Source organism: Bradyrhizobium sp. P3_C3, assembly GCF_056402655.1.
The window spans coordinates 49977-71445 of sequence record NZ_JBFUGY010000009.1 but is presented as its reverse complement, the minus strand read 5'-3'; the positions used below and the strand labels follow the sequence as shown (position 1 = coordinate 71445).

The window sequence follows — 21469 nt, the reverse complement described above, 5'->3', positions numbered from 1 at the left end:
CGTGATGCCCGAAAAGACCCACCCTGCGCCCCGCCCTATTCCAGATGCGCTTCCACGATGGCGGCGGTCGACTCCCGAACGATGGACCGTGTCGCGACGGGGCCGCCAGCGCCGCAGAGGCTGGAATGCGATTGGGAATCGAATGAGCAAAGTGATCATCGTCACGGGTGCTGCAAACAGCATCGGACGAACCACCTGCCGGCAACTGATGCAGGCAGGCCACACGGTCTACGTTTCAAGCCAGGAAATGAATGGCCCTATTGCGCAAGGGATCGAGGAGGCTGGATCAAATCCCGGCCAGCCCGGCACCGATCTCCGCACGATCGAGTTCGACGTCTCTTCGGAATCCTCAGTGACCTCGGCCGTTGAGACCATCATCGCCGAAAACGGCCGCCTCGACGTGGTCGTGCACAATGCCCGGCAAGTCGTTTACGGACCCGCAGAAGCCTTCACGCCGGAGCAGCTTGCCGAGCTCTACGATACCAACGTCCTGATCGCACAGCGCCTCAATCGCGCGGCGTTGCCACAATTGCGCAAGCAGGGTCAGGGCTTGCTGATATGGATCACGTCAAGCAGCGCGCGGGGCAGCTCGGTTCCGTTCCTCGGCGCCTGTGCTTCAACGGAAGCCGCCCTGGATTCGCTGGCACTCAGTTACGCCGGCGAGCTCGCGCGTTGGGGCGTCGAGACGACCATCATCGCTCCCAGCGCTCTCGGACCCGGCCACTATGTCCGATCCGGCCGGCCGCAGGATACTGTTCGGGCGGAAGAATACGCGGATGGTCCGACCGCCGACGTGAGTGAAATCGCGCTTGCGGGACTCGCGCAGCTTTCGCCGAAGGATACGGCTCCACAAGATGTCGCAAGTACAGTTGCGTATGTCGTGAACATGCCGTTCGGACAACGTCCGCTGAAAGTTCATTTCGGCCCGGATGACGATGGGGCGGCAGCTGTCGACGCCGTCGCCGACCGCGCTCGCATGGAACTGTTCCGCCGGATCGGCCTGGAGGATCTTCTCAAGCCCGTGTTGATCCGATGAGATCACCCATCGGCGGAGATTTCCCCAATCGACGGTCGTTTCCCAAAAAATCAGGACGCTCCCCGGAGTTCCCTGCCCTCCGGCCGAAAGTGATCAGCGACATCCATCGGTGATCCTTTACCGCGATACTGCTGGATGTTACGTTTGGAGCTGCCACCGCGGTCACACGTTTCGGCCCGAGTTCAAGTCATAGAGTACGACGAGTCGGTCGTCGGATTTGATATTTCCAAATGGTCCACCGCTGGCAGAGCAACGCCACAACAGCCACGACCGGACCCTCTCCCCAGGAGAGCTCCGCTCAAGAGATTTTCGTCTTTGGGCCGTTTCGTCTGGACGCCTCGCAGAGACGGATCGAGAAAGATGGCAATCCGGTCCAACTGTCGGCTCGCGCATTTGACCTGCTGCTGACACTGATCCGGCATGCGGGCGACGTCGTCAGCAAGAGCGATCTGATAGCCAGGACATGGCCAGGCTCCAGCGTCGATGACAACAGCCTGCGCGTCCATATCGCAGCACTCCGCAAGGCGCTCGGGGACGGCAATGCCGGCGCCAAATATCTGAGCACGGTCTCGGGACAGGGTTATTGTTTCGTCGGTTCGGCCGCGAGCCCGGAGCAGAATCAACCTGCACCGACCAAGCCTGTTCGCGCGCACAACCTGCCGGCACATCCCTGGCAGATGGTGGGCCGCGAGCAAACCATCCAGGATATATCGGAAAGGCTCAAAGCTCAGCGTTTCATCACGGTCGTCGGCCCGGGCGGCATCGGCAAGACGACGGTCGCTGTTTCCGCGGGCCACGCCCTTCTCGCGGAATTCGCCGGCCAGGTTCACTTCGTCAGTCTCGGCGAGACTCGCGATGCCGCTCTGGTACCGGCCATTGCAGCATCTTCGCTCGGGCTGCGGGCGCGATCGGACGATCCCTCAAACAACCTTGTGGCATTCCTGCGCGACCGGCGGATGCTGCTCATTCTGGATTGCTGCGAGCATGTCGTCGACGCCGCGGCGGCGCTGGCCGAACGGCTCTACCAGGAGGCGCCGCAGCTGCACATCATGGCCACGAGCCGGGAGCTGCTGCGGGTCGAAGGCGAGCACACATATCGTCTCTCGCCTCTGACAAGCCCGCCGGAAAACGCCGTTCTGACGGCCGAGAGCGCGATTGCCTACCCCTCCGTAAAGCTCTTCGTGGAGCGCGCGGCCGCGGCTGGAGGTGAGTTCGGATTGACGGACGCGAACGCGTCGGACGTCGGCAACCTCTGCTGTCGGCTCAATGGCATCCCGCTCGCGATCGAGCTCACCGCCGGCCATGTGACCGCCTACGGCGTCAAGGCCATGGTCCAACTCCTCGACAAGCACTTCAATCTGCTCTGGGAAGGACGACGCACGGCGCTGCCCCGGCACCGGACGCTTCGCGCAACCATCGAGTGGAGCTACGATCTTCTATCCGGGCCCGAACGGGTGGTTCTCAGCCAGCTATCCGTGTTCGTCGGCAGCTTCACCGCCGATGCGGCCCGAGCGATCGCCGGCAGTGATGCGACCAGCGACGACACGACCATGGCTGCGCTCGACAACCTCGTGGCCAAGTCGATGCTTGCCCCGAACCAGGACTCGCAATCGATTCGCTACAGGCTCGCGGACGCGACGCGGGCCTACGCGCAGGAGAAGCTCGCCGCCAGCACCGACGCTGAAATCATGCGGCTACGCCACGCCTCCTACTTTCGGGATTTGCTTGAAAAGACGGCCGACGAGCCGAATGAAGGCCTGTCGTCGATGGCCGATCAATTCGGCGAGGTACGTAGCGCGCTGGCGTGGTGCTTCTCGGATCGAGGCGACCGCAGAACCGGCGTCGGCCTCGCTGCCGCAGCGATCCCCCTGTTCTTCAAGCTGTCGCTCTTCACCGAATGCCAGCTCTGGGTCACGCGCGCAATCGAAGCGCTTCATGAGACGGGCGGAAGTGTCAGGCACGACCTCGCACTTCATGCCGCGCTGGCGTCGGCCCGGATGCTGACGGGACAAATCGACGAATTGGGCGTCGGCTATCTCGACAGAGCGGTCCGGTTGGCCGAGACAATTGGCGATGTCGCCGGCCAAATCCGTCTGATTGGCCGACTGCATCTGCTTCAATTGCTCGTCGGCAATTTTGACGATGCGCTGGCCACCGCAAAGCGCGGCGAAGCGATTGCCCTCGCCAGCAACGATTCCGTCGGGGTGGCGCGCATGCGCATGTTGCTCGGCACGTCGTGCCACTATCTGGGCGAGGTTGCCGCGTCTCGCTCGTACGTCGAAGCGGCGCTGTCCCATCCGGGACTGGAAGGCGACTCCCGTGGCGGCCTGACGTCCGATTACCCGAGGCGTCCTCAAATCACCCTCGCCCGCATCTTATGGCTCGAGGGACATCCCGATCAGGCCACGGCGACCGCCCGCCAAGCCATCTCCGATGTGATCGCCATCAACCATCCGACCATACTGTGCATAGCGCTGCCCTGGGCATTCGGTGTTTTCCTTTGGAACGGGGATGTGGGCGTGTGCGAAGAGCACATTGACAGGCTCCTCGTGGAGACCCGCAAGCATAATCTCGCCACCCTCCAGACGGTCGGCGACGCCATGAAAGGGATTGCGCTGTTGGCCCGCGGTGAGAGTGATATCGGGCTGGCGATGCTGAACGCCTCCGTCAAGAAGCTGCAGAGCCAGCGCTACGGCGCGGCGGCCGGGCTTTGCGTGCCGCTCGCGGAAGCTCTGGCGGCGACAGGTCGTGGAGATGAAGCACTCGACATCCTCGATCAGGCGATTGCCCGGGGTCGGCGTCGCAACTTCATGGTGGAGATGCCGGACATGTTGCGGGCAAGGGCAGAAGTGCTGATCCGCAAGGACAATCCCGACTTCCTGGGGGCGGAGCGGAGCCTGGCGCAATCACTTGACCTTGCCCGACATCAGGGGGCGCTCGGTTTTGAGTTGCGCACGGCAATCGGTCTTGCAGGGCTATTGCAGCGGCGGGGCCGCCGCAGTGAAGCGCAAGACGTGCTTGCGCCCATCTATGGACGATTCACCGAGGGATTCAATACGCCCGTCCTGAAAGCGGCCAGCGAATTGCTTGCCGAATTGGCGTCTCCGCCTTCGGGCTCGCTCGCCGCGAGTTGATGGCTCTGACAAGCTCGCGTGGGGTGCGCGAACCTGCAGTGGCCAGGTCGTGCAATCCGGATAGAAGCGCGCGGCATGGAAAGACCGCGTCGAGGGGCCGGCGCATTCTTGGTCCGGCAATAGGACTTCGAAGCCAACGTTCTGGAGCACGGGGGATGCGGCGCTCGCCGAGGCCGCACCTGCGTCCGATGACATGTATCGGACGCCGCCCCCGGGGCATCCTGGAGCACCGCCCGTACTATTAGGTCGAAAACTCCGTCATCATCGCTCTCGCGAGCCTGAGATCCGTGGTCTCGAAACCCTCGGTGAATTTGCCGTACACAAGGGCCAGGATTTGGTGCGCATCGGCAGGACGGCCCTGACTCGTCCTCAACCGTGCCAGGCTGATGGCCGCTCTCAGCTCCCAGAACAGCGCACCTTGGCCGCGCGCGACTTCGAAAGCCTTGTCGAAGCACTGCTCGGCGGCGATAGCCGAGCGACGCTCGCCGGGATGCCGGAGCAACTCGCCCTTGATGCGCCAGAGCTCAGCCGCGTACCACCGCTCATCCCTCGCCTCGCAGCGCGCAAGCGCCTCGTCCGCGGTCGCAAGCCCCAGCGATACTTCGCCGACCTCTCCGAGACATGCTGCCAGTTCGCCGAGAGGAAGCAGGAAGCGCGGCAGGAAACGCGCCTCGCCCGCCAGCTCGAGCGCCTTGCGCAGCAACGTCAATCCGGCGGCGACATCGCCACGCCGCGCCATCACCATGCCCCTGAAGGCGCGCGCCCATACGTTCCATAGACGGATCGGATGACGTTCGGTGTGCTCGAGCAGCATGGTGCAATAGCCTTCCGCAGCATCGAGGTCGCCGGCCAGGAAAGCAATCGGACAGGCACCCTGGCCGAGTACGCTGCAGAAGGTCAGGGCATGACCACTCGCACGGCCCTCCTCGACATTGCGCTCGACGACGCTCAGTGCCTGATCCGCCAACCCGAGAAGCCACAGGATGCGCGCCTGGAAATAGCGTGCCGAGGCTCGCAGGTCGAACCTGAAACGGATCACCTGCGGCTTCGCCGCCAGATCGGAAAGGCGAGACAAGGTCCGCCCAATGTGATGATGCGCCAACCGCTGGTCACCGAGGTAGTGCAGCGTCGTGGCAAGCAGCCGATCGCCCATCATCCGGTCGACCGAATTTTGGGAATCGGCCACGATATCCGCGAAGCGGTGCGCGAATTCCAACGCCTTGCGGAACTCGCCGTTGTTGAATTGATCGATGCAGAGCCCCCAAAGCGCACGCAACAGATAGTCGCTGTCGCCGAGCTGCTCGGCCAGCTGCAGGGTCGCCGCCCAGGCCGGACCGGCCTCTCGAGCCCTGCCAACGCCGTACATCAGTGACCAGCCAAGCGCGGCCGATAATTGCATGCGGAGCCGCAAAGCGCCCGCCGCGCTGCCGTCGAGGCTGGCCAACGCCAGTTCGGTCCGCTCGCGGCACTCGGCGAGGAGCGACAATTGTACCCATAACGGGACGGCCCCTGCGGTCAGCGCCACTCCGATCTGCGCATCTCCGTCGGGCGAGAAAGCCCAATCGAGGCTGGATCGTACGTTGTCGATGTGCTGGCCATAAAAGCCGAGCCACTCCGCCTGCGGTTTCACTTCGCTGTCAGCTTCCGCATTCGCAAAGAACCCGCCATAGTATCCGGCCTGGCGGCGCGCGACGCCGGGAAATTCGCCGCTGGCGTGAAGCTTTTCCAGCGCATAGGCGCGCGTGGTGTCCAGCAGGCGATAGTACGGGCGCTCGCCGCGAATATCCGCAAGGACGAGCGACTTTGCCACCAGGTTGGCAAGCTCCGCGGTGACATCGCCCATCCCTTCGCCGGCGACCGCGATCACGGCATCGAGTAGAAACTCTCCGGCAAACACGCCGAGCCGCCGCAGAACCCGCGCCTCGGCGTCCGGCAGTAGATCGTAGCTCCAGTCGAGCGTCGCACGAAGCGTTTGCTGCCTGGGCAACGCAGTACGCCGGCCGGTCGTCAGAAATTTGAACCTGTCGTCGAGAAGTGCCGCGATCTTCGGCGGACTGAGCATCACGGCGCGTGCCGCCGCGAACTCGATCGCAAGCGGAATGCCATCCAGCCGGCGGCAGATGGCTGCGACGGCATCGAGGTTCTCGTCGTCGAGCGCGAAGCTGGAGCCCAGCGCTTTCGCTCTGGTCGTGAACAATTCCACCGCCGTGTAGGCCGATGCGGCGTCAGACCCGAGCCGGACTTCGGGCGGCACACCCAGGGGCGGAACGCGATAGACATGTTCGCCGTCAATGCGCAGCGCTTCGCGACTTGTCGCCAGGACGGTCGTTCCGGAACACTGGCTGACGATCGTCTCGGCCAGTTGGGCCACGGTATCAACGACGTGCTCGCAATTGTCGAGAATGAGCAACAACTGCCTGGCTCCAATCGCGCGCGCTATGGAGCCCGGGGTGATCTCCTCCCCTTCGAGCTTGATACCGAGCGTGCTGGCGACGGCCGAGCACACCAGCTTGGGATCGGGCAGCGAGGCCAATTCGACCAGCAACCGGTCGGCCGCAAAACCGGCTGGCGGCGTCCTGGCAGCTTGTAGTGCAAGGGCCGTCTTGCCGATCCCGCCGGGCCCGACGAGGCTCACGACGCGATAAGCCGACAGAAGCTCCCACAAACGCGCGGCCGCGGTGGTGCGGCCGATGAGAACGAATGATGCATTGGGAATGTTGGTCGACGGCAGTGGCTGGGGTGCGGCAGATTGTAGCGGGGCATCCATCTGCCGGGTCCGCCATGAACCCAGCAGGCGATAGCCCCGGCCGACCGTTGTCGCCAGCATGTCACGATCCGAACCAAAGGCCTTCCGGATCGCCGCGATATGGACCCGAAGTGCACTCTCCTCGACGAAGACGCCGCGCCAGACACGCTCCGTCAGGTCATTCTTGGTGACCAGCCCGCCTTCGGCCTGAGCCAATTCCGCAAGAATCTCAAAGGCACGACCGCCCAGAGGAACGGACTCTCCCATCGAGCGCAGTTCGCGTCTGGCAAGATCGATCTCCCATTCAGCGCAGGCGTAGACGGGGCGCTGGCTTGGCTCGGCCATCATCGGCATAGCCCCAGGCGGTTGCTTGATCTTGCGCCCAGCGTATCACCAACGCTTTCAAAATACACAATCTGTCCGGCGACCAAGGCCGCCAGACACTCGCCGCAAATATCGCAATGCTCGCACGTCAGCAGCCGCGACAGATGGATCCTTCCAGCATCTTCTCGACCCGTGCGTCCTCCTTGTCGATGGTCGCATCCGAGCCGAGCAGCGGTCCCTTCGTCGGATGACCAACCCCCTCCGATGACGGGAGCGCGGTGCCGAGCGAGTTCGTTCCCGGCGCAGCAGCGCTGGTACCGAGCGCGCCGCCGCTCTCCATCGACATGTGAGATCCCATGCCGCCGCGGGCAGATGCAACGCCCGAGAGCGCAAGGCTGGCAACGACGCAGAGAAACCAGAGCAGTCTCATGGCTCACACTCCTCATGTTGTATGACCTGCACCTTGAACTGGGCGTCGCACACGATTCGACCATGCACGATCGCGCGAGCAACTATGACAATTGTGACAGAGTTCGGCTTCGAAGACGCATCAGACCTTCGTAACCGCGCGCTCTGCCTGATATTCCCCTCATCTTCTCGCAAGAGTGATGCGTGGCAAGCAGGGTTTTCCGGCCGGACTGCCTATATAGCCCGGTATAGAAAGCAATTCCGGAAACGCCATCAGCCGAGCAGCGATCATCGCCAAGCGATTCTCCGCACGTCACGAGCAATGGAGATTCGCTATGAGTGCATTCAAAACCCTGATCGCCGCAGTGCTGCTCTCAACGGCAACGATATGATCCGCCTCCGCGGCCTGGTCCTTTGCCGATCAGGAGCCCGCCGCATTTGCATCAATGTATCCCAATCGCGACGTGCTGAATGGCGGCGCATTGACGCCGGCAGGGCGAATGGGTCTCGAGCGGTCCGGTGGCGCGGCTCCGGTGTTCGGAGCGGGCCACATCTACAACCGCCACGGGCATCGGTGAGCGGCGGCAACACGCAAAGGCAAATTGCCGCGTAACCATGCCTGTCCGTGACCCCGCTCGGCGTGCGACCGCGCCATGCGGCGCACCCCGCGGGTCCGGAGCCTCGATCGATATCATCAGCTCCGAACGTTTGTTCGCGACGACGGCGTAGAACGCTCCCCCAGATCGGGCGCCGGTGACGGGTCAATTCTACGCACACCATTGTAAAACTTCACAGTTCTTCAGCTTCTGTAATCCGGCTCGCGTCGGGTCCCGCGCTACACTCCGGCTATCGACTGTTGGACGAGCAGGCCCCCCATTGGCGCCATACCGCCGCCCGGCAGGCACAACGACCAGCAGCGCTATGGAGGCATCGCTTGATCACCAGTGGAAGTGGCCATTTGAGTCCGGGCATTGCGAGGCGTCTGCGAAAACTAGCGGTCGTCACTGTCATATTTGCGGCCGGCGCAACCAGCGCCTCTGCGCAACAGCGATACGATCCCGGTGCGAGCGACACCGAGATCAGGATCGGCAACATCATGCCCTATAGCGGCCCGGCATCGGCTTACGGCATCATCGGCAGGACGATGAGTGCGTATTTTCGCATGGTCAACGACAATGGCGGCATCAACGGCCGGACAGTCGAGTTCATCTCCTACGACGATGGCTACAATCCGTCCCGAGCGGTCGAGCAGGCACGGCGGCTCGTCGAGGCCGACGAAGTGCTCGCGATCTTCGCCCCCTTCGGCACCGCAAGCAACGCCGCCATTCAAAGGTACATGAATAATCGCCACGTGCCGCAATTGTTCGCCATATCGGGGGCATCTCGCTGGGCTGATCCCGTCCACTTTCCGTGGACGATCGGCTGGCTACCGAGCTACCGAACCGAGGCACGCATCTACGCGGACTATGTCCTGACGCATCACCCTGGCGCCAGGATCGGCATCCTCTACCAGAACGACGACTTCGGACGCGATTATCTGGCTGGCCTGAAGGAGGTGCTGCAAGACAGGTACGCGCAAATGGTGGTTGCGAGCCTGCCATATGAAATCAGCGAGCCGACAATCGACTCGCAGATCGTGGCGATCAAGGCGGCCGCCCCCGACATTTTCATCAATGTCGCCACGCCAAAATTCGCGGCTCAGGCGATCAGGAAGCTCGCCGAGCTGGACTGGCATCCCGTCCACATCATGACGAACGTCTCGGTTTCGGTCGGCTCTGTGTTGAAGCTCGCAGGACTGGACAACGCGAAGGGAGTCCTGAGTGCCGGGTACCAGATGGACGTGACCGACCCGCAGTGGGACTCATACCCGGGCATGCAGCACTTTCGCGCGTTCATGGCGAAATACTATCCGGACGCAGATCGATCCGAAAGCGGCCCGCTGGTGGCATTCAATATGTCGAGCGCGCTCGTTGAGGTGCTTAGGCGCTGTGGCGACGATCTCGCGCGCGAGAGGATCATGCAGGTGGCGACGAATCTCGACATCGAGGGGGCGGCCTATATTCCCGGCGTCCGGGTCAAGACATCGCCGACGGACTTTCGCCCGATTGAGCATCTCCAAATGATGCGCTTCACCGGCGAGAAGTGGGAATGGTTCGGTCCGCTCATGAATGGCCATTCGGACCAGATAACGCTTTCGCCCGACTAGCGAGCAATCGCTTTCGAGATGAAGCGCGGGCGCCGACTTCGTGCAAAGGCGAAAATGATCGTTCAATTGATACTGCTCATCCGACACATGCGTACACATGTCTGGCAGGCGAGCCGAGGCGTTCCCGGCGTCGCTTTGTCAAGGAGACGTGCAATGACTACACTGAAGCTCTTGTCGGCCGGACTGATGGTTTCGGCCATGATCGCCTCCCCCGCGATGGCTCGCGAAGGCAGCAACAACGCGCGCCGAACCAATGACGACGCCTATGCGTCGGTTCAGCGCGTTCCGGTGACGTCCAAGCGCAACTGTGTTCGCGCTCCCGACGTCGGTGCGTATGCAAGCGACCCCTGGCGTCGGCCCCCGTGCGAGCCCAAGTCGGGCTATTGAGCACGCCAACCGGAGCGAGCCCCCTTGCCGCAAGGCAATCGTCAGCGCTGACTTGAAGAGGTTCGTCTCAGCGTTTCGGGGCTTCCGTCTCACGGACGTGACTGGAGGAAGAATGGCGCCCTATGAAGCCCCGTTCTTCCGACCGGCCATGTCTGAGACGCATTGATCCGTACCAACGCCGCGGCCCGGCATCTGCAGCGGATCCGAGAGCGATGCCAGCTCCATCGCGGAATTCACCAACCTCGCCACTGCGGTCTCAGGCCCCACGGGGGCGAGGCCTACTCGCTCGAGGCAAGGGCATCAAAGATCGAATCCAGCCGCAGCGGCATCTCGCCATCGGCTCGGCGTGTCACCCGCGAAGCGCCTGAACGTCGTCGTGAAGTGGGCCTGGCTCTGAAAACCCACTGTGAGCGCGACCTCAACAATCGGCATCTCGCAGTCCCGCAGCAGATCCTTGGAACGCTGTATCCGGTGCCGCAAGATATATTCGTGAGGCCTGCAACCCGTCGCGGCGCGGAACTGGGCGGCGAAATGCATCCGGCTCAGGCCCGCGGCCGCGGCAAGATCCGCCAGCACGATTTTCTTGCGGAAGTGAGTCTCGATATAGTCGAGCACCCGCTTGAGCCGCCACTTCTGCAATCCGTGGACCGGCCTTTCAGAAGTGCATTGGCCGACGCGGGCTCGCTCGTCGAACCTCGGCTCCGCCTCGGACCGCAAGGCAAGGAGCCGGGCAATGACGGCAAATCGCAGGGCGTCGACGCAAATGGCGCTATCGGTGGCCTTCAATCGCTCCATCGAGACGAGAGCTTCGGACAGGCGCTGAACTACCGGATCGTCGTCACAAATGGGCGCAGTTGTCAGAGAGCTAGGTGCAGTCATGGCCGCGCGTTGCCACGGGATTTCGACGCGCAGCCAGCCGGTGTCGCGCGCCGGATTACACGGGGATATGCTGGAGCTGCGCCGTGGCTGCCCTTCGATCGCAATGACCAGACCAAGCCGCTCGAWGGCAATCGTCGTTGCGTCAAGGGGGGACAGATCGTCTCTGCGCGAAACGGTGGTCGGCGCGATGACCTTCGGAAGCGGCGCGATCGAGGCCATTGCGATGGCCGAGCGGAAATCTGTTTCGTCCGCGGTGACGGTCGCCTGGGTGTCGCCATGCTTCGGTTGTGGCGACAGTAATAATGGCTGAGACATGATCTTACTCTGGCAAGGACAATCCAAACGATGATGCTCCATTCCGGCGAAGCGCATCGATCGCAGAGTAAGGTAGCAAGCTATGGCCCGATCGCGAGTGAAGAGGCGCAAAATCAGGAAACTTCAGGCTTTCCTTCGCCGACTTGCCGACACCGTCGAAGCGATGCGTCGTGCCATCCTTTCAATCGAGATGCCGCGCGATATCCTGCAGCTCGCGATGTGAACAGGTGTCGCTTCGACCGCTCGATAACGAAGAGACCAAGCAGGCTGCCGAGCTTCTGAACCGTTGCGACGCGAAGTCCCCTGCCCCGTGTTGCTGTCGGGATGTGCTGCACGCTCCTTCCGGCCCGCTCTCCCATTTTGGCACTCCCATTCGTCCTCACGAATTCGTGTGCAAGCAACGAGCGTTTCGGACGCCTGCATCGAGCCATGGCGAACAGCCGGCTACTGAGAAGGTCGTCTTGACACCCCAACGGCCTCCCCTGTACGACACCTGGGCATACTGACGCTTTCAGAATCTTGCCAGGGGCGGTGATCTTTGGGGGTCACGTCACTCTCCTAGATTGCGGCAGTGAAGCTGATCCACGGACCCCCTTATGTCGCCTTCGCCCGCTGTACGAACCTACTCTTTCGGTAACTGGCTCATCGATTGCCAGCGGAGAGAGCTGAAGTGCGACAACATCACGGTCCCGATCGGAAGCCGCGCATTCGAGATTCTAGAGAAACTGGCGGGTTGCGCAGGTCACCTGGTGACCAAGGATGATTTGATCGGAAGTGTCTGGTCAGGCCTGGCCGTCGAGGACAACACGCTACAGGTCCATATCTCCGCCGTCCGCAAGGCGCTGGGCAAAGATCGCGATCTCCTCAAGACGATCTCGGGCCGTGGATATACCCTCGCCGGGACCTGGCGAAGCGGGCATTTGGATCAGCCCGCAGCGACATCGGTATCCGTCCCGGCCATCGAATCCTTTTCGAACAACCTGCCGAACACGCGCGCTCCTCTTATCGGGCGCGAGGATTGCCTGAGCGAAATTGCCGAACTTATGTTCGCATATCGGGCCGTGACTTTGGTCGGCCCGGGAGGCATCGGGAAAACAAAGCTGGCCATCGAACTTGCGCGCCTGGTCGCATCCTCATTCGATGGTGCGGTGGCGCTGGTCGAGCTCGCGACCTTGCATGATCCGGCACTTGCGACATCGACCACCGCGCGTGCGCTCAAGCTTGCCCTTAGTGACAAGGAGGTTTCGGCCGCCTGCATCGCGCAGGCTATCGGGTCACGGCGTCTGCTTCTCATCTTGGACAATTGCGAGCATGTCATCGACATCGCTGCACAGATCGCGAGTGCTGCACTTCGCTATTGTCCCAATGTCACTATTCTTTCGACCAGTCGGGAAGGCCTCCGCATCGATGGCGAATACGTTGCGGCCATCCCGCCGCTGTCGGTTCCGGACTCTGGTTTGCGTGATCCCGGTTTGCTGTTGCAGGCAAGCGCCGTGCAGCTCTTCGTCGCTCGCACACAGTCGCTACGCGCGAACTTCTCTCCAGGCGCGGACGATCTGCTGAAAGTGGCTGCCATCTGTCGCCGGCTCGACGGAATTCCGCTCGCGCTGGAATTCGCCGCGGCTCAGACCGCGAATCTTGGGGTAGACACGGTCTTGCTTCGCCTGGACAGGCGAATGGAGTTGCTGAGCGGCGGCCGCAGGGACCAACTGCCACGGCACCAGACCCTGCGAGCGACGCTGGACTGGAGCTACGATCTGTTGTCGCCCGACGAGCAAAGGCTGTTGTGCTGGCTCGCGGTGTTTCCGGCAGGTTTCACACTCGATGCGGCCATTGCAATGATGGACGACGCGTTGTCCCGGTCGGACGTCATCGAAACACTGTTCAATCTGGTCGGAAAATCGCTGGTCTCGCTCGATCCCTCCTTCGAAGGGCGGTGGCGTCTGCTGGAGACCACCCGCGCCTATGCTCTGGAAAAGCTGGCAGAAGCAGGGCTCTGCGAGCAGGCCAGCAGACGGCATGCGGGCTTTCTCAGGCAGCTCATCATGCCACCTGGCGATGCCTCCCCCGCCTCCGACGATCTCACTCGCCTTGCCCAGGAAATTGGAAACGTGCATGCAGCGCTCGACTGGGCCTTCGCACCCGGCGGCGATGCCGCGCTCGGCGTAGAGCTGACGGCCGGCTTTGTGCCGGTGTGGATGCAACTGCTGTCCTTCATGGAATGCTCGACCCGGGTCGAGCACGCTCTCGCCCATCTTGACGGAGAGCTGACCTGCAATCCAAGGCTCAAGGCGCAGCTCTACGTCGCGCTGGGGTTCGCGCTTCTCAATACGACTGGCTCGGCGGATCGCATGAAGGCGGCCCTGAACATCGGGCTTGCACTCGGCGAAGAGCTGTCCGATCTCGAGCTTCAGCTCAAGGCTGTTTGGACGCTGTGGAGCTATAATCTCAACTCGGGCCAATACGACGCGGCCAAGAGTGTCGGAGAGCGATATCTGGAGATCGCCCTTCGCACGGGAAACCCCGCCAACGAGACGGTCGGCCGCCGCCTGATCGGCGCCGCCACCCATTTTTACGGCGCGCAGGAGGAAGCTCGACGCGAACTGACCCTCTCCCTGGACCACTCGGCTCACGGATTGAAGGACGGCGCGAACCAGATGTGGTTCCTGCTCAACCAGAGCGTCCTGGCAAAAGCCATGTTAGCCCGCGTGCTGCTGCTCCAGGGAAAGATCGCCCAGAGCAGATCCCTGGCCGCGGAATGCCTCGAGGAGGCGCAGCGTGAGAAGGACAAGCTCGCGATCGCTTACGCGCTGCGGAACGCCGTGTGCCCCATTGCGCTGATGACGCATGATGTCGCCACTGCCGATCAGGCGATAGCGTCTCTCCTCGAGCTCGTCACGCGCGAGGGAATAGCTTTCTGGACGAGCTGGACGTCCTGCCTGAAGGGGCAGTTGCTCGTCCTGCAAGGCAGACATCACGATGGAATAGAGCTGCTACGCAGCGGACTGAAAGCGCGGGCTGAGAACGGCTGGCTGATGCGCAATCCCGAATTTCTCGGATCGCTCGCCGAAGGACTGTTCGCGGCCGGCGAGACTGCGCAGGCCCTGGCCGCCGTGGAAGATGCCCTGGCTATCTCCCGGCAAGGCCAGCAATTGTGGTGCCTTGCTGATCTGCTGCGGATCAAGGGCGAGATCCTGCTTGCCGGTGGTTCGTCAGATCGGTCCCGCTCGGAAGTCCTGTTCTCCGAGGGCCTGTCCGTTGCCAGAGAGCAGCAATGCCGCTTCTACGAGCTGAAGGTCGCGGCAGCCTGGGCAAGGATCATGGCGGCGTCGGACCGCCAGCAGACCGCGCTCGATCTGGTCGGTCCGGTCAGCGCTCTGTTCGATCGGGAGGTCGATCTTCCCGCGCTCGCCTTTGCGCGCGGTCTCGCTGCAAGTCCGGGCATCTCGATTTCGACAGGCGGCGACGACCGGCCCCCGTCCTGCACCTGCCACTAGGTTGCTGATCTTTCGACCGGCACGACATGTCCTGCAGCGCTGGACCAGCCCTCACACTCAATCCTCCGGATCGCACCAGATGAGCATCTCTCGACGACAGGTCTTAGGCAGTGTTGGCGCGTCGGTGTTTTCGCCCGGCATCATCCGCGCCCAGGGCACGAGACCGATCAGGATCGGCGAGATCAACTCCTATAGCAGCGCGCCCGCGTTTACCCTGCCCTATCGTCGCGGCTGGCAGTTGGCGGTCGAACAGCTGAATGCGGGCGGTGGCCTGCTCGGGCGAGAGCTGCAGGTCATCAGCCGGGACGATGAAGGCAAGCCAAGCGTCGCGCTACGTGCCGCCGAAGAACTGGTGCGACGGAATGACGTCGATCTTCTGGCAGGCGCATATCTGTCGAATGTCGGACTGGCGATCAGCGACTTCGCCCGGCAAAACCGGATCCTCTTCGTGGCGAGCGAACCGCTCACCGACGCCCTCGTTTGGGAGCAAGGACATCGATATTGTTACCGGCTCCGCCCCTCGACATACATGCTGGCAGCCATGCTGGTGGAGGAGGCAGCTCAATTGAAGGCGACGCGGTGGGCGACGATCGCCCCGAACTACGAATACGGGCAGTCGGCCGTAAGATGGTTCACGCAGCTTCTGAGCCGCCGTCGTCCCGACGTCGAGTTCATCAACAGTCAGTGGCCGCCGCTGGGCGCCATTGATGCCGGCGTGGTTGTCAACGCCCTCGCGCAGCAGAAACCCGAAGCGATCCTCAACGTCACCTTCGGACCCGATCTCGCCAGATTTGTCCGGCAAGGCAATGATCGCGGCCTGTTCGAAGGGCGACACGTCGTGTCGTTCACGACCGGCGAACCCGAATACCTTCTTCCCCTCGGGCAGGACGCCCCGGAAGGATGGATCGTGACCGGCTATCCGGTGACCGAGGTTTTGGATCACGCCAACAACGCCTTCGTCTCGGCCTATTCCGCACGATATGGCGAGGCTCCCACGATGGGATCCGTGGTCGGTCACGCCTTGATCAGCTCCATCGTGGCACCGATTGCAAAGCTCGGGAAATTCGATACCGAGGCGATGGCCGACGGCTTTGGCAACGTCGGCTTCGAAACGCCGTTCGGCCCGGCGATCTGGCGTTCGATCGACCATCAGAGCACCATGGGGACCTTCGTCGGCCGCACCACTGTACGGGGCAACAAGGGTGTGATGGTGGACTGGAAATACCGGGACGGTGGAACGATGCTGCCGCCCGACGCCGAAGTTTTGAAGCTACGACCGGCAACGTGAAGCGCTGGTACGGCCCGGCTATGCCAGCCGACGTGTCGTCCCCCGATCCGCACGCGGTGCGACGAGAGTCCTGTAGCGGCGTCGCCTCAGCATCCCGGCGGCAAGATCGGCGACACTCCCGGCGTTGGCGCCGCGCCTGAGGCGTTGGCCGGCAACACAGTCGCAGGCGCTGCGAGGTTCATCGAGACGCCTTCCGCGCAGGCCGTGCTGTTCGGGCTCGGCATGACGGCGGCATTTGGATCGATGCCGGTACCGCCGGCGGCGCTGGTGTCCGCCAGGATCGTGCCGGGCGCGAGACTGGACGGCACTTGCGGGATCGAGAGTGGCAGGGACGCAGCGCTTGTCGCGAGCCCTCCCGGCGTCGAGCTGCATGCGACCGTCGTCCCTGTTCCCGCCGGTGCCGCTGCGGGAATCGTTCCGGTGGAGCTGCCGATTTGCCCGATGACCGGCAGTAGCGGGGCGCCGATGCCCGACGGTGACGCGCCGATGCTCGATACGATCGGGGTCGCCGGCACCGGCATCGGGGACGTCGATGGCGTGGCGCAGACGACGACCGTACCCGGCGTCGTCGGATCCGAGGCGAGCGGAACAGGCGCCAGCGTCGTGTCGGGAACGCCAGGCTCGGTTGATGCGGAAAACGGACCCGGACTGTTGAGCGGCGACGTCACGATCGCACCCGGTACGGTTGGAAGGCCCATCGCCGTGGTGCCCATCGTTGAGACCTGCGCCTCACTCGAAGAACAGCCCAACAGCAGGGCGATCGTTGTTGCGAGCACGATCCGGATCATCTCTATGCTCCTAACTGACCTCGACCTTGCGAATGGTGACCTTGCTGCCCTCCGCCAGGTTCACCGCCGGATTGAGCACGACCTGGTCGCCGGGCTGTAGGCCCTCGCGCACTTCAATTGTGGTGCCCAAGTCCCGCGCGATCGAGACGTGCTGCAGATGAACGGTGCCATTCCGCACGACCGCGACATGAAGACCGTTCTGATCGAAGACGAGCGCATCGGACGAGACGGTCATCGACGGCGTCTTGCGCGGGATCGACAGCTCGACCGTGCAGTAGATACCGGGACTTAAGGCACCGTCCGGATTGGGCACGTCGATCTCGGTCAGCAGAGTTCGGCTTCCCGGCTGCAATGCGCTTGCGATGCGCGTGACTTTCCCCGGAAACGTCCGCCCCGGAATCTCGGGGACGCGAATATCCGCGTCGACGCCCGGTCCAACTCCGAAGGCCTCGTCCTGCGGCACGAAAACCTGGGTTCGGATCACATTGGAATGCATCAGCGTGAACATGAAGGTCGACCCGGCCTGCACCAGGCTGCCATTGTCCACGTTGCGCTGTGTGATCACGCCGTCGAACGGCGCCACCACGCGCTGGTAGGCTTTCTCCTGCTGAAGGACTCGAATCTGGGCCTCCTGCGCCGTGATGTTCGACTGGGCGACACCCACGGCCGCCTGCTGTGCACGCAGGGTGAGACGATCGTTGTCCCCCTGCTGTGCCGTCAGCCAGCCTTGCTTGACCAGATTGCTGTCGCGCGCATTGGTGACGTCGGCAAGCTCCCGGCTCGCTTGCGCCTGCTGCAAGGCGGCCTGGTTTTGCGCCAGCGTCGCCTGGGCCTGGGCGATCTGCTGGTCGAGCTCCGGAGCGGTGATTGCCGCGAGAAGATCGCCTTTCTTGACCCGATCGCCGATATCCACATAGCGCTTTTCGATATAGCCACTGGTCCGCGCGAAGATATTGGCTGCCTCGAACGCGGTCGTCGTCGCCGGCAAGGTAACCTTCATCAGGTCGCCGCTGGGCCGGACCACCGCCACCCGCACTTCCGGAATGGCGGTTCTCACCTGCTCCGCCACTGCAGCGACCTCACGCGCCGCCTGATAGTGCCGCCAGCCGCCAATGCCGAGACCGCCCGCGAGCAGCAGAAGCATCCCTCCTCCGAGCAGCGCGCCGCCGTAACGGCGTCCGGATGGCGCGGCCTTGCCGGGGAGCTCGACGATGCGGCGGCTCTCCGCATCGGGCGGGTCCCTCGCCTCGTCGTCATTGGTCCGCACACGAACGTCGCTCATTCCGGTTGCTCCTCGAATACGCCGTGGTGAGGCTTGCCATCGTTACCTTTGCGCAGCATGGCAAAGAGGTACGGCACGATCAGCAAAGTCGTCGGGGTCGCGAACAGAAGTCCGCCGATCACCGCGCGCGCGAGCGCGGCGTTCTGCTCCTCGCCCGGACCTCCGAGCGCCATCGGGATCATGCCCACGATCATCGCGGCAGCAGTCATCAGGACCGGCCGGATCCTGGTGCGGCCCGCGCTCAGCGCCGCCTGGAACGCGGAATGTCCCTTCAATTGCTCATCACGCGCGAACGTCACGAGCAAGATCGAATTCGCGGAGGCAACGCCGACCGCCATGATCGCCCCCATCAGCGAAGGCACGTTCAGTGTCGTTCCGGTGATGAACAGCATCGTCAAGATGCCGCACAAGGTCGCCGGCAGCGCCATGATGACGACGAAGGGATCGCCGAAGTTCTGGTAGTTCACGACCATCAGCAGGTAGACCAGGATGGCGGCAAACAGCAGGCCGATTCCGAGATTGCGGAACGACTGATTCATGCTCTGGATCTGTCCCAGGACCTGGATCGAATTACCCGGCTGGAGCTGTTTCTGGAGTGTGGACGTGACCTTGTTGATATCGGCCGCGACGCCGCCGAGATCGCGACCCTGGACGCTCGCATAGACGTCAAACACCGGCTGGACGTTGGCCTGGTTCGAATTGGTGGGGACACTCCCCCGCTTGAACGTCGCGACATTGCTGAGGAGGCCGGGCACCGTCTGCCCGCTCGCGGCAAGCGAGGCCGACACCGGCGTGTTTCCCAGTGCGTTCAGCGAATTGGCCCTGTATTCGGGTGTCTGCACGGCCAGATAATACGGGATGCCCGACGTCGGATCGGTCCAGAAGTTCGGCGAGACCTGAGCCGACGAACTGAGGCTGACATTGATATTGGTCGCCACCGTGCTGGCGTTGAGCCCGAGCTGGGCGGCCCGCGTGCGGTCGATGTCGGCATAGAACGCCGGAGCATCGACTTCCTGCTGCAGATGCGCATCGACGACACCGGGGATCGCCGCGAGGCTCTTCTGCAGCTCCTTGGCCACGGCCAGATTGTTGGCGCCGTAGCCAACCGTGCGGACATCGATCTGTGCCGGAAGACCGAAGTTCAGGATCTGCGTCACGATGTCGGCCGCCTGGAAATAGAACGTGTCCTCCGGGAACGCCGCCGGCAGCACCTGGCGCAGTTTCCTGACGTAGTCCGCGGTCGGCTTGTGTCCGTCCTTGAGCGACACGAGAATGGTACCGTCGTTCACACCGATCGTCGAGCCGTCGGTGAATGCGAGATTGTAGGGACGCGCCGGAAGCCCGATATTGTCGACGATCAGCGCCCGGTCCCGCTCCGGAATCACTTGGCGGATCTTGTCTTCGACCGCCTGGAAGATCGCTTCCGTCTTCTCGATGCGGGTGCCCGCGGGCGCGCGAACGTGGAGCTGGATCTGGCCGCCGTCGATCAGGGGATAGAAGTCCCTGCCGACATAGACGAACATGGTGGCCCCGAGCGCCAGCACCAGCACCGCGACGACCGGCACGACGACGCGACGCCGAAGCAACGTCAACAGCAAATCGGAATAGCCGTTGCGCAGGCGTTCGAATCCGCGCTCGAACATCGCCGAGGCGCGGCCGAAGATGCCCGAGGGGCTTCCGCCCTCGCCATGGCGCCGTTCGCCTTTCAGCAGCAGGCCGATGGTGATCGGCGTCAGCGTTCGCGACAATGCATACGACGCCAGCATCGCGAACACCACCGCCAGGCCCAGCGGGGTGAAGAGGTATTTGGCCGGCCCTTCCAGAAAGACGACCGAGGTGAACACACAACTGATTGCGAGCGTGGAGACGAGCGTCGGCACCGCGATTTCAGCCGCCCCGTGCAGCGTCGCATCGGGCAACGGCATGCCTTCCTCGGTCCAGAGCCGGTGCGTGTTCTCGATCGTCACCGTGGAATCGTCGACCAGGATGCCGACCGCGAGTGCAAGCCCACCGAGCGTCATCGTGTTCAAGGTCTCGCCGAGACAATACAGCACGACCAGCGAAGACAGCATCGCCAGCGGGATCGAGATCAAGACGACCAGCGTCGATCGCCACGATCCCAGAAACAGCAGGATCATCAGCGCCGTGAGGCCCGCCGCGATCGCGCCCTCGCGCAGCACGCCATCGACCGAATGGGTGACGAAGACCGACTGGTCGAACAGCTCGTTGATCTTCAGCCCTGCAGGAGCCGACGCGCGAATCGAACTCAAGGCCTTCTTCACCCCGTTGACGACGGCGAGCGTCGAGGCATTTCCGTTCTTGATCACGCTGAGCAGGACGGCGCGATGACCGTCCTCGCGCACGATGTTCTGCTGGACCTGGGAGCCGTCCCGGACCTGGGCCACGTCCTTCAGGAAGATCGTGGCCCCGTTCACGAACTTGACCGGGATCATGTTGAGATCCTTGATCGAGGCCGGCGTGGCATTGGTTCGAACGGTGTACTGGGTGTCGCCGATTTTCGTCGTCCCGGTGGGCAGCGTCAGATTTTGGGTGTTCACCGCATTGACGATGTCGAGCGGCGTCAATCCGCGCGACAGGAGCTTGTTCGGATCGATGTCGACCATGATCTGGCGGTACTTGCCGCCGGCAGGCGTGGGCAGCGTCACGCCCGGAACAGGCGCCAATTGCTGCCGGATACGGTAGATGCCGAAGTCGTATAGTTGCTGCTCGTTCAGACTATTGGACTCGAGGCTGAGCTGCAGCACCGGCACGCTCGATGCATTGAACTGTACGATGATCGGCGGCTGAATGCCCGGCGGCATCAGGGCGCGGATGGCGTTGGTTGCCGAGACGATCTGCGAGATTGCGAGGTCGAGATTCACGTCCGGCTGGAAGTAGATCTTCTGAACCGACAGACCGTTGAGAGTTTGCGCCTCGATGTTCTTGATGCCGCTGACATTGGCGCTGATCGAATACTGGCTGTAGGTGCTGACGCGCTGCTCCATCTCGGGCGTCGACAGGCCGGTGTAGCTCCACACCACCGTGACGACGGGAATGCGGATCTCCGGAAAAATGTCCGTCGGCATCGACCAGATCGCGATGCCGCCGAGAAACAGGATCAGCGCCGCAAGCACATAGAACGTGTGCGGAAACCGTAGCGCGAAGCGAACAATTCCCAT

The 21469-nt window shown here is 62.9% G+C and carries 12 protein-coding genes; 6 read left to right on the top strand and 6 right to left on the bottom strand.

Going from position 1 to position 21469, the window contains the following annotated elements; genetic code table 11:
* Positions 1–142: 142 nt before the first annotated feature.
* Together AC1DW2_RS12640 and AC1DW2_RS12635 are read left to right on the top strand one after the other, a co-directional pair.
* Positions 143–1036: an SDR family NAD(P)-dependent oxidoreductase gene (locus AC1DW2_RS12640; RefSeq protein WP_477006187.1), complete on the top strand. Its 894-nt coding sequence runs from the start codon at positions 143–145 to the stop codon at positions 1034–1036.
* Between the two features lie 230 nt (positions 1037–1266).
* Positions 1267–4170, top strand: a complete 2904-nt coding sequence (locus AC1DW2_RS12635; RefSeq protein WP_477006186.1) for an ATP-binding protein — start codon at positions 1267–1269, stop codon at positions 4168–4170.
* A gap of 241 nt (positions 4171–4411) precedes the next feature.
* Here the strand turns inward: AC1DW2_RS12635 and AC1DW2_RS12630 are convergent, their stop codons facing one another.
* Both AC1DW2_RS12630 and AC1DW2_RS12625 read right to left on the bottom strand, forming a co-directional pair.
* Complete coding sequence (locus AC1DW2_RS12630) at positions 4412–7264, bottom strand: ATP-binding protein (protein ID WP_477006185.1); 2853 nt, start codon at positions 7262–7264, stop codon at positions 4412–4414.
* A gap of 124 nt (positions 7265–7388) precedes the next feature.
* Positions 7389–7670 carry a hypothetical protein gene (locus AC1DW2_RS12625; protein WP_028153535.1) on the bottom strand — a complete coding sequence of 94 codons (282 nt, stop codon included), beginning with the start codon at positions 7668–7670 and terminating at the stop codon, positions 7389–7391.
* Positions 7671–8582: 912 nt separating this feature from the next.
* Here AC1DW2_RS12625 and AC1DW2_RS12620 point away from each other — a divergent pair.
* The gene (locus AC1DW2_RS12620; RefSeq protein ID WP_477006184.1) at positions 8583–9854 is read left to right on the top strand and encodes an ABC transporter substrate-binding protein; all 1272 of its coding nucleotides are present in this window, start codon (positions 8583–8585) and stop codon (positions 9852–9854) included.
* 153 nt (positions 9855–10007) lie between these two features.
* A complete protein-coding gene (locus tag AC1DW2_RS12615; protein ID WP_166351859.1) occupies positions 10008–10241 on the top strand; it encodes a hypothetical protein in 234 nt (77 codons plus the stop codon).
* Between the two features lie 300 nt (positions 10242–10541).
* On the opposite strand, the gene AC1DW2_RS12610 is transcribed toward AC1DW2_RS12615, so the two are convergent.
* Complete coding sequence (locus AC1DW2_RS12610) at positions 10542–11435, bottom strand: helix-turn-helix transcriptional regulator (RefSeq protein WP_477006183.1); 894 nt, start codon at positions 11433–11435, stop codon at positions 10542–10544.
* Positions 11436–12031: 596 nt separating this feature from the next.
* Between AC1DW2_RS12610 and AC1DW2_RS12605 the strand changes: the two genes are divergently transcribed.
* Both AC1DW2_RS12605 and AC1DW2_RS12600 read left to right on the top strand, forming a co-directional pair.
* Positions 12032–14932, top strand: a complete 2901-nt coding sequence (locus AC1DW2_RS12605) for an ATP-binding protein (RefSeq protein ID WP_477006182.1) — start codon at positions 12032–12034, stop codon at positions 14930–14932.
* Positions 14933–15011: 79 nt separating this feature from the next.
* Positions 15012–16220: an ABC transporter substrate-binding protein gene (locus AC1DW2_RS12600; RefSeq protein ID WP_477006181.1), complete on the top strand. Its 1209-nt coding sequence runs from the start codon at positions 15012–15014 to the stop codon at positions 16218–16220.
* 86 nt (positions 16221–16306) lie between these two features.
* On the opposite strand, the gene AC1DW2_RS12595 is transcribed toward AC1DW2_RS12600, so the two are convergent.
* Genes AC1DW2_RS12595 through AC1DW2_RS12585 form a run of 3 tightly spaced genes read right to left on the bottom strand, consistent with a single transcriptional unit; the run spans position 16307 to position 21469 of the window.
* Positions 16307–17008: a hypothetical protein gene (locus AC1DW2_RS12595; RefSeq protein WP_477006180.1), complete on the bottom strand. Its 702-nt coding sequence runs from the start codon at positions 17006–17008 to the stop codon at positions 16307–16309.
* A 10-nt stretch (positions 17009–17018) separates the two neighbouring features.
* Positions 17019–18290, bottom strand: coding sequence for an efflux RND transporter periplasmic adaptor subunit (locus AC1DW2_RS12590; protein ID WP_063984307.1), 1272 nt, complete (start codon positions 18288–18290; stop codon positions 17019–17021).
* Entirely contained in the window at positions 18287–21469 is a 3183-nt protein-coding gene (locus tag AC1DW2_RS12585) for an efflux RND transporter permease subunit (RefSeq protein ID WP_477006179.1), read from the bottom strand. The genes AC1DW2_RS12590 and AC1DW2_RS12585 overlap by 4 nt, the downstream gene beginning before the upstream one ends.

What these genes read in the sequence shown, in the direction of transcription:
- AC1DW2_RS12640 (WP_477006187.1), top strand. Translation starts at nt 143, where the DNA reads ATGAGCAAAGTGATCATCGTCACGGGTGCTGCAAACAGCATCGGACGA.
- AC1DW2_RS12635 (WP_477006186.1), top strand. Translation starts at nt 1,267, where the DNA reads ATGGTCCACCGCTGGCAGAGCAACGCCACAACAGCCACGACCGGACCC.
- AC1DW2_RS12630 (WP_477006185.1), bottom strand. Translation starts at nt 7,264, where the DNA reads ATGATGGCCGAGCCAAGCCAGCGCCCCGTCTACGCCTGCGCTGAATGG.
- AC1DW2_RS12625 (WP_028153535.1), bottom strand. Translation starts at nt 7,670, where the DNA reads ATGAGACTGCTCTGGTTTCTCTGCGTCGTTGCCAGCCTTGCGCTCTCG.
- AC1DW2_RS12615 (WP_166351859.1), top strand. Translation starts at nt 10,008, where the DNA reads ATGACTACACTGAAGCTCTTGTCGGCCGGACTGATGGTTTCGGCCATG.
- AC1DW2_RS12605 (WP_477006182.1), top strand. Translation starts at nt 12,032, where the DNA reads ATGTCGCCTTCGCCCGCTGTACGAACCTACTCTTTCGGTAACTGGCTC.
- AC1DW2_RS12600 (WP_477006181.1), top strand. Translation starts at nt 15,012, where the DNA reads ATGAGCATCTCTCGACGACAGGTCTTAGGCAGTGTTGGCGCGTCGGTG.
- AC1DW2_RS12595 (WP_477006180.1), bottom strand. Translation starts at nt 17,008, where the DNA reads ATGATCCGGATCGTGCTCGCAACAACGATCGCCCTGCTGTTGGGCTGT.
- AC1DW2_RS12590 (WP_063984307.1), bottom strand. Translation starts at nt 18,290, where the DNA reads ATGAGCGACGTTCGTGTGCGGACCAATGACGACGAGGCGAGGGACCCG.
- AC1DW2_RS12585 (WP_477006179.1), bottom strand. Translation starts at nt 21,469, where the DNA reads ATGGGAATTGTTCGCTTCGCGCTACGGTTTCCGCACACGTTCTATGTG.